The 9,239-nt window shown below is 52.7% G+C and carries 7 protein-coding genes; 3 read left to right on the plus strand and 4 right to left on the minus strand.

Features of this window, described 5'->3' with window-relative positions; translation table 11 throughout:
• The first annotated feature begins 10 nt into the window (after positions 1-10).
• Complete coding sequence (locus Pr1d_RS11375; RefSeq protein WP_148073637.1) at positions 11-1,651, plus strand: N-acyl-D-amino-acid deacylase family protein; 1,641 nt, start codon at positions 11-13, stop codon at positions 1,649-1,651.
• A gap of 76 nt (positions 1,652-1,727) precedes the next feature.
• Here the strand turns inward: Pr1d_RS11375 and Pr1d_RS11380 are convergent, their stop codons facing one another.
• Positions 1,728-2,699, minus strand: coding sequence for a S1/P1 nuclease (locus Pr1d_RS11380; RefSeq protein ID WP_148073638.1), 972 nt, complete (start codon positions 2,697-2,699; stop codon positions 1,728-1,730).
• Between the two features lie 175 nt (positions 2,700-2,874).
• Between Pr1d_RS11380 and Pr1d_RS11385 the strand changes: the two genes are divergently transcribed.
• Complete coding sequence (locus tag Pr1d_RS11385; RefSeq protein WP_148073639.1) at positions 2,875-3,621, plus strand: hypothetical protein; 747 nt, start codon at positions 2,875-2,877, stop codon at positions 3,619-3,621.
• A gap of 40 nt (positions 3,622-3,661) precedes the next feature.
• Here the strand turns inward: Pr1d_RS11385 and Pr1d_RS11390 are convergent, their stop codons facing one another.
• Complete coding sequence (locus tag Pr1d_RS11390; RefSeq protein ID WP_210417959.1) at positions 3,662-4,528, minus strand: enoyl-CoA hydratase/isomerase family protein; 867 nt, start codon at positions 4,526-4,528, stop codon at positions 3,662-3,664.
• A gap of 85 nt (positions 4,529-4,613) precedes the next feature.
• On the opposite strand from Pr1d_RS11390, the gene Pr1d_RS11395 reads away from it, so the two are divergent.
• Positions 4,614-5,939, plus strand: a complete 1,326-nt coding sequence (locus Pr1d_RS11395) for a condensation domain-containing protein (protein ID WP_148073640.1) — start codon at positions 4,614-4,616, stop codon at positions 5,937-5,939.
• Here Pr1d_RS11395 and Pr1d_RS11400 read toward each other — a convergent pair.
• Both Pr1d_RS11400 and Pr1d_RS11405 read right to left on the minus strand, forming a co-directional pair.
• Complete coding sequence (locus Pr1d_RS11400; protein WP_148073641.1) at positions 5,929-7,614, minus strand: hypothetical protein; 1,686 nt, start codon at positions 7,612-7,614, stop codon at positions 5,929-5,931. The genes Pr1d_RS11395 and Pr1d_RS11400 overlap by 11 nt on opposite strands.
• A 4-nt stretch (positions 7,615-7,618) precedes the next feature.
• Positions 7,619-9,238 carry a hypothetical protein gene (locus Pr1d_RS11405; RefSeq protein ID WP_148073642.1) on the minus strand — a complete coding sequence of 540 codons (1,620 nt, stop codon included), beginning with the start codon at positions 9,236-9,238 and terminating at the stop codon, positions 7,619-7,621.
• Position 9,239 lies beyond the last annotated feature (1 nt).

Below are 9,239 nucleotides of genomic sequence, written 5' to 3' on the forward strand. Positions count from 1 at the left end.
GGATTCTTTCATGCAGTACATAATTCACTTGCGAAGTTCGTCGGTCCCATTCCTGTTTTCCTGGCTACTCTTTCTGAGTCCTGGGATCTCGCATTCCGTAGCCGAACCAGTTGATGCAGATTATTTGTTGGTTGATGGAAAGATCATGGATGGCTCAGGAGAAGTCAGTCGTGTCGGCAGTGTTGCCATTCTTGGTGACCGGATCATTGCTGTTGGCGACTTCGAGAGAGGTTCGATAGGAAAGACCATCTCATGTAAAGGACTGATCCTCGCTCCCGGCTTTATCGACTTGCATAACCACAGCGATTCCTCGATCGAGGTTACCGACGACCAAACAGGCGAGACGAAAACTTCGCGTCCCATACTGGCAGATTCCACACGTGATGCGGAATGCTATCTCAGGCAGGGCTGCACGACCTTGGTCACAGGCAATTGTGGTGGCGGAGCATTGCTTGTCGGAGAATTTTACGATTCGTTGACTGAAGCGTCCCCCGGGTTGAATGTCGCTCAACTTTTGCCGCAAGGTGAATTGCGTGAAAAAGTGATCGGCTCGACCCGTCGAGCGCCGACGGATACCGAGCTGGCAGAAATGAAGAAGTTGGCTAATCAGGCCATGGAAGAGGGAGCCTGGGGAATGACGACCGGCTTGCAGTATGTCCCTAGTTCATTTGCCGACAGTGCAGAAATTGCGGCAATCGCAAGAGTTGTTGGTCAGCACGGAGGCATCTACGCCAGTCACATTCGCAATGAGGGGGATTTCTTGTTGGAGGCCATCGAGGAGGCTATTGAGATTGGACGAGAGGGAAACTTGCCCGTACATATCTCACATCTCAAATCGAGCCAACGCCCGAATTGGGGGAAAGTCCGTGCAGCAGCGGCTCTTGTTGAACGAGCCAGAGCAGAGGGTATGCAAGTGACTGCTGATCAATACCCCTATGATGCCAGTAGCACAACCATTACTGCTATGTTGCTGCCCGATGAGGAACGCGAAGGGGGAGAAAAAGCGCTGCTTGAGCGGCTCAATGATCCTGAGCAGGTGCCACGGCTGCAGAAGCTCATTGAAGAATCTCTCGAAGCAAGGGGTGCGGTGATGATTGCCCGCTGTCCCAAGCATCCTTCCTGGGTTGGCAAAATGATTCGCGAAGTGGCAAAGGCCGAGAATCGCAAACCAGCCGAAATCGCACTCGAGGTTCTGCGTTCCGGAGATGAACAAGGTGTGAGCTTCAGCATGAACGAGGAAGACGTGCGATATGTAATGACGCTTCCTTGGGTTGCCACAGCCTCGGACGGTGGAGTGAAAGTCAATGATGGGACGCGCCCGCATCCTCGCAGCTTTGGTACCTTCCCCCGAAAAATCGGTTACTTTGCCATTGAGGAAGGGGTGCTTGCTCCAGAAAATGCGATTCGTAGTGCCAGTGGCCTGCCTGCCGACATCTTGAATTTGCCCGACCGAGGCTACTTGAAGCCGGGCTACTTCGCCGACGTCGTGGCATTCGATCCTGCCACGTTTCGCGATCACGCTACGTATCAAGAGCCATTTGAACAATCCACAGGAGTGCGCTGGTTATTCGTCAACGGACAGGTGGCAATTGAAGACGGAAAACTGGGAACTACGAATGCCGGCCGGGCCTTGGTAAAGAACGCGGATTGATGCGAGGCGGCTTGAACGTGGCCAATCTCCCTTTTTAACAAATTGCCAACGATGGCTTCTCCCCACTTTGGCTCAATTACGGATTCGCCAAGCCTTCTCGCCAAACCTCGGCCAAGCGAAAGCCCGCCTGTATGGCTCGCACATGCGCAAGTTTCTTGGCAAATTCAACGTACTGGTGAGACAGATAGAGCGTAGGCAATGAAGCACGCTCTTTGATAGCGGCCTTCAGAGGCCCTAAAACTTCATGAGAGTAGGTAAAATCTTGTGCCAGCGTGCGACTCTCGCCTAGCCACCACAAGGGGTGAGAAGCTGCGGAATCTTCAAGGCTCTTTAGCCCAAATCTGACATAGCGCGGGTCTTCACTGATAGACCGCAATTGTTTTTCAAGTTGTTCTTCATTGAATTCTGCGCCAAGCAACGAATCCCAAAGAGCATGCATATTTTCACTCTGTAGCGTCGGAATTCGGTTCGCCCCCCGATCTCCGTCAGGAAATAAACCTTCGGCGTAGAGGCTTCCTGCATGGCATGGTTGGTGAGCATCTCCGACCAGATGTGCCAACCAACAGAGGGAAAGGGCTCGGTCGCTGGGTCGTCCTTCTCTGGAGGCAAAAATCTTCTTACAGAGTTCGATCGCTTGCGCAATGTAAAGCTCTTGAGTATCGAGCGACGCATCCAATGGCAACGGGCCAGGAGTCTCGGGGACACTCAATCGAGTCAGATCGCCAAGCTTGATCGTAGCCCCGAGTTGATAGTGCCAAGATGGACGATTGTAGATCGGTTGATCCCGGGCAATGTCGGGCCAGTAGCCTGCTGTGCCAATCCTCCACCGATCGGCATCGCTGATTGTCACGGGAGGTGTAAAATCCTCGTGATAGCGGGGGTGAGCTGCCAGAATCTCAAGTAGTTGCTGTTGCTCATGGGGCGTGAGTTGATCAAATGCCAATAAGGCCACGAGATGATGGCCTGACTCGAACCAGGAGAATGTCTGAGTGGGGGATACTCCCAAAGCAGCAAGAAGTGCCAGCAATAATCTCAATAGTTGTTTCATGGTTCCATTGTCACGAATAACCACGTATTCGGCAACTATTCACCTTGCTGGCCATATGACCTCAAACTCGGATTCCTCTAGCCACGGTGCTCTACGTTTCGACGTTACCCAATTCTTCGAGTTCAAAGTAAAGAACTGGGTTTTCCCTTCGTCGCAGGGTCTTACAATAGTTCGCATGAGAGCCAACGATGAAAACTTGATCGATGTTCCCGAAGTGACATTGCGAATCCCAGGTAGTTGGTCGGGTCCCGAGGAGTTTGCCGAACGATTGCCGCGTGGATGTGATCTAACTTCTGATAGACTTGTACTTGCGGATGGGTCGTCCTATGAACTCAACGCTTTGCCAGCAGACCAAGAATTTGCCGGTGTCTTCGCCAGTAGTTGTACCAAGCTGCCGAGCGAAACGGAGCGTAAAGCGATTGAAGACTACAAGGTGAACGTCTGTGTGACGGGTCGCGGTGGGAGCATCGCCGCGGCCACTGAGCTAATGGCTGCAGGAGCCGCCGTCATCGCAGCGGGTGGCGCAGGAGTGTTTGTGGACAACAGTGGCATTGCCCACGGCGCGAGTGACTGGCTAACCCTCCGCGAAAGTGCCGACAGTGGTGGCGTCTATTGGGCTTTCGTCAGCACGGTGCGCGCCAATGAGGAGCTCTATTCGGTCGGCATGCACATCTTGGGGTTCCGTGAAGCGATTATTCCATTGACGGGCAACGACGAGTTCGACTATCGCACGCTCCACAGTTTTCTCGGCTATACAGCATTCAGCGGCAACACGCTTCACGAAGGCGAAGTCGTTGGCGACCCTGTGCTCCCTACATTCATCGTTCATTCCGAACCGTACGACCGATTCCCCGAGCACGCACCGATGTACAACCCGTACGGTCAGTGGCGTCTTACGCCTTTCAATAGTGAGTTGAATTGAGTCTCACGAAACTCTGTTAGAAGGATTGTGGAAATACTTCCTACAGGTGAAATCTGGGAGGTCGTTTTTCTTTGAAAGCTTGCACCCCTTCAAGAAACTGAGGGTGAGTGAGCAAAGGGACGGCGTGCCGCATCTCAATATCGAGGGCTTGTTTGAGCGGATGCTCGATGCCTTGCCAAACGGCAAGCTTAATTGCTCCGATCGCGGCACTCGCACCTTGGGCGAGCTGCTCGGCATATTCGTGGGTGCTGCGCGCAGCATCAGGGAGCGGAAACAATCGGTCCACGATGCCCAGCTCATGAGCTTCGGAAGGCTTGAGGCGGCGAGCATCGAATAAGAGTTCCATGGCCTTCGTGGGACCTACGAGACGCGCGAGTCTTTGAGTTCCGCCATTCCCAGGCATGATGCCGAGACCTGCCTCGGGCAGGCCAATGAAATAGTTGCCTATCGCAGCAAAGCGGAAGTCGCAGGCGAGCGCAATTTCCAAACCACCGCCGAGCGTATGCCCTTCGAGCAACGCGATGAATGGTTTGGGGATTTCGGCAATTCTGCTGAGTGTAGCGTGGGCACACTGGGCAAGGAGGAGGTTATTCTCCTCTGGGGTTTCGGTAAGATAGCGAACATCGGCTCCTAGGCAGAAGAGTGCTCGAATGCCACTCCGTAGAATAATCACCCGCGAGGCGGTGTCACTGGCCGCGGTTTGAATCGCCTGGTCGAGCTCCTTCATGCCACTGAGGTCGTAGTTATTTCCAGGTGGGCTATTTAGCGTTATATAGCCTACGGCACCCTGGCAAGCATAGTCGATCGACATGGCAAGTCCTGGAGAAATGATTTTTTTGCCATCAAGTTGTTGTGGCAAGTAAACTAGTATTATACCAACGGTCGTATCAGGTGTCAGGCAATTCATGTCCTGGTAGAGTATAGCACATTACATTTTTCCAAAGGGGCCATGCGCCGCACCGCGGCACGGCCAATAGAAGGCAAAGAAAGCCATGGCCGACGAGCTGTTTCCTTTGCCCCTAACGCCTTTTGAATTCTACTACTGGTGCGACGATCGCCCAGAGTATCCTACGACGTTTCCAATGGAACTCGTGTTTCGGGGGCCTCTGAATCGCGAATCGCTGGAGACTGCGATTCACGTTTGTCTTGATCGCCATCCGCTGTTGGCAGCGAACGTTGATGATTTAGGTAGATATCCCCAGTGGATCGCCGCACAGGATAAGTCACTCACTCTCGATTGGCGTGACGATTTGACATCGATCGATATTGCAAGAATGCGTTTCATGGATCTTACGAAGCGAATCGGCGTGCGTCTCTCCGTGAGGACGACCGTTGAGCGCAGTCGATTGGTGTTGCAATTTCATCATGCCTGCTGTGATGCCCTAGGTGCTTTGCAGTTTGTTGCTGACTTACTGGTGGCTTACGACTCAGCAGTAGCAGGCGAAAATCCAGTATCGAAGCTAGAGCCTCTGGAAGCAGACCGGCTGAAGATGCGTGGCGACTATGGACTCACAGAAGCTGGTTATACTCCGAATTGGGGGGATGCCTGGCGGACTGCTCGATTTTGGATGGGTCGCATGATGTGCCGACCAGCCGTAGTAGCCTCGCCGCGTAACGGAGAACTGAAACCAGCAGGTAGTGCTGACCTCGGATATGTCACGCACGTATTGAGCAAGAAAGATCGCAATAGCTTGCTGCAGCGGGCTGTCGAGGCGGATTCGAGTATCAATGATCTGTTGCTTGCAGAGTTCTTAGTGACGCTAAAGGAGTGGAACCAGGAGTGTGGTAGTAAGAATCGCCAGTTCGTCGTGAATGTGCCAGTCAGTTTAAGATCCCGGAGCGACCAACGACTTCCCGCAGCAAATGTGCTGGGTTTTTGGTTCTTGCAGCGCAATCCTAATGAGTGTAGCAACGCGACAGCTCTTCTGCCTGGAATACACAAGGAGTTGGAGGCTGTTAAGAAGTGGCGATTACCGCTCTTTTTCATCGGTGGTCTGGGATATGCCTACCAGTTTCCTGGCTTCATGCGCCGAGTCTTGCGAGGAAATAAATCCTTCGCTACGGCGGTACTCAGCAATTCAGGCAGAGCCTTAGCAAGGTTGCCCCTTAAGCACGAGCATCGAAAGTGGATTTCGGGTGGCGCGGTCTTGGAACGAATTACTGGAGTGCCACCAGTCCGGCCGGGGACGCGGGTTTCTATAATCATCGCCAACTATGCCTATGACACGACTGTCAATCTGCACTGGGACCAACATGAACTTGATGAAACGGCGGCTCGCGAGTTGTTGGCTGCCTATGTGAGGCGGATTAAGGGATAGGGTGTGAGTCTTGAGCGAAAAGGTTGAAGGGTTCTAAGGACTCTTGCCAACCATTTGGTGCAATCAAGTTTTGTATTGAGGACAATCTCGCAATCATGAATGTCACAACGCTCTGTACTGCTTGGTCGGATGTACCATTAGTTTCCTTCCCGGGCAGATCACATGTTAGTTGTAGCCACTCATCTTCGGCGGAAGCAGTAGCGAAATGAAGGCTGGCACGGGCAGGCCAAGTCGAAGGAGTGGGGAATTCGATCATCTCGAATTCGGCGGGGAAGACTCGCTCAAAGCGGCGGCGAAGCATGCTACGGAAAACCTGAAAGCGGACCCCTACTTTTCCGACTTCATTTTCAGAGCCGAGCGGTGAGATCCCTATGCGGTCAAGACGCGTGCCGAGAAGCTTACCTTCAGAAGTGCTAAGTTCATATGCGGCGCTCAGTCGAGCACCGGGAATCTTCTTCTGACCAACTGTAAATCCACGCGCCTCCAGTATCACCGTAGCAACGCCTTCTTGGAACTCGAAACGAAGTGGTTTCTCATCCGCGAAGTCGATAGACCAGAGATTTGCTGAATCCTCAGGTTCGAGCCCTGGGAGTTTTCGTCCAAGACGTTCTTCCAGTTCTTCAGCTACCTCGTCTTCGCGGAAGTTGCGACCGCCGAACATTCCATCTGCAAAGTTATTTAGGGCCGAGTGATGCAGTCTCAGCACCATATCGCGAGTTTGTGGCTGCTCGAGGGGCGTTGGAAATTCGGTTAGGGCACCGAGTTCGTCGTCAGTAGCCTGGAGAAAGGTAAGTTCTATACGGTCGTCAGTGGAGCGTTTTGACATCAGTTGTGGAAGTTGTCCGCGCTCGATGAGAGGCTGACGGAAGTTACGATCCAAGTCTTCTTCCCACGAGTCAAGCATTTCTTGGGTAGTGCTATCAAACTCTGAGCGAGTTCGCTGCTCGGCACGACGGGCAACACTGTATCGCACAGACCCGCTCTGCTGATAGGCACTACTTCGTGCTCGACGCTGCGCAATCCGACGGCCAATTATGCGGTTGGACCTAACACCAGTGATTCGAGAGCTCGTTCTCGCGTTTGCCTCGGTTGGTTTGAGTACCCAACCATTATCATCATAGGAAGCTTGTTTGATGGCGTTGATGTGGGTGGTGCTTGCGCTCGAGACAGTCGTTCTTTGCTGAGTTGTGCGAGAGTTGGACTTGACCGTTACATTTAAGTCGAGGCCGAGCGCAATTGCGTTCTCTGCGGGCAGTGTGCGAATATTAAGTTGAGTATCTCGCGTACTCATGCCTCGGTAGCGGGAACCTCTGATGATTTCGCTAAAGGGCCCCTGAGTCCGGGTATTCGAGCCAAGAGCAGCATTTAGCAGGTCCTCGGACGCTTCGAGATGGACATTGGGAAACCGATATCCTGTAGAAGCGGATTCTGTCGAAGTGGGCACTGTTAAAGCGGGCCCTTTCGGAGCGGACTCTTCCTGAGGTGGCTGTCTCTCAGTCGGCACTGCCGAAGTGGGCACTTCTGGAACAGGCTCTGTCGAAGAGGGTACTTCCAAAACAGGCTCTGCCGAAGTTGGCTCTTCCGGTGCGTTGATAGCATCCGGCAAATAGGCAGACGCAGCACAAACGAATACAACCAGGAGCATTAAGCCAGTAGATAGAAAAGTTCGAATCATGATGTTACTTTACTTCCTTTCCTACAAAATCTTGTAGTAGCCAGCCATCTTCAGTTTGATTGACAAACCCGAAGCCGGAGGCGATGAAATTGGGGAGGACATTACTATTTGGGAGTTGGGCTAAATTGAGAACGTGCTGTTCACTCTCAGGATCTCCAAGGAGTTGGCCCAAGTCGACTTCACCCCGCTTGCGAAGACCTTCGTATATTGGACGCAACCCAGCGGCACTCGGAGAAATGTGCGTTCGGATCGTGTTTTCAGCGAGATGGTCTTTCAATTGACGTTCAAGTTCTTCACTGTGGAACTGCTTGGTGCTTGGTTTGTCTTCAAGAAGGGCTATAAGAGCGTCTTCAGAGGTGGCAACAAAAAAGTATCCATGGGCTGCCGCCAAAGAGTAATTTGCAAGGTCGGGGCCCATTGGCTGGCCCACGTCGGGATCGGTAATGGCATCTTTGAAAACCCACAATTCAAATGAGCTCGCGGACTTTTTCTCTACACCTTTGTCCGGGCCAAACATCCGCTGGAGGGCATCGACCATCCTTTCTTCATCGGAGATCCTTACGGCATAAACGGTTGCCGTGAGACCATCGTCGAGAGTTTTTGAGAGCCGCAGCACTGGACCGGCTTGTATTCCCATGAGGGCCATGACATCGACCTGGGGACCCGTTGGCTCCTTGAGAATGTCATCTAGAACAGCATCAAATGTTCCTTCGACTTCCTCGGCATAGGCTGCATCAAAGTAAGAACCATAGCCAGCAAGCGCACCTGCGAGGTTCCATTGGATCCGTGACACAGAGTCGATCTCGCCAGGGACCCATTTGGGAAGTGGGTCGTCTCGGAGCGACGCGAAATCAAGTAATCTCGAAGCTTTCTGCCGTTCACCAGGTGCATAGATGAAACACTGATTTTCAACATCATATTCGTTTGTGCTCAGAGTCATCGCTCCACCTATGGCCTGAACAACCTTGAATCCGTTATCGGCGAGCAACTGCCAAGTTTGTCCCAATTCCTCGGAACCAGACCGCATGGCGAGCGATCGGAATGCCCAGGGCTTCAGGTACCAAGTGAGCATTGCCGCAGTAGAATAAGAGTGTTCTGCAACGGTTGCAAACTGTTCGTTTGACGCCAAACTCTCGGACGGTGCAATGGCAAATTCCTGCCGATTGGTAATGCCGAGTATGCCTTCTTCGAGGAAGTAAGTGCGGGAAGTCGCCTGCGCTCGTAACTCGGCGACGAGTTGGGTAGCTTCGTCCTTGTGGCCGGAGACGTCTACCAACAGCAGAAAACCTACGTCATCTCCCAGTGGCGCCAGCGCCCAGCACGCTTCCCCCGAGGCGATGTTAAGGAGTTGCTGCCAGCTTATGCCGAGGAGTGATACCTCGCTTCCCGAACTGATCCGTGTCGCTTCATGAAATGCTTTTCTAAAGTCAGCAAAGTCTTCGCTTTGCCATAGGTGAGCGAAACTCGTCGCGGACCATTGTGAGTCGAACTCTGTGAGATCCGGCGTAGCGATGAAGACAATTGCATCAGCTGGTACGTAAGCGGTAAGCAAAGATTCGCGCGCGAACGCAGACAGCCCCGTAAAGACTATCACAACATAGAGTAAACTGATGAAGGCTTTCATC

The organism is Bythopirellula goksoeyrii (assembly GCF_008065115.1).
GTDB classification, from domain to species: domain Bacteria; phylum Planctomycetota; class Planctomycetia; order Pirellulales; family Lacipirellulaceae; genus Bythopirellula; species Bythopirellula goksoeyrii.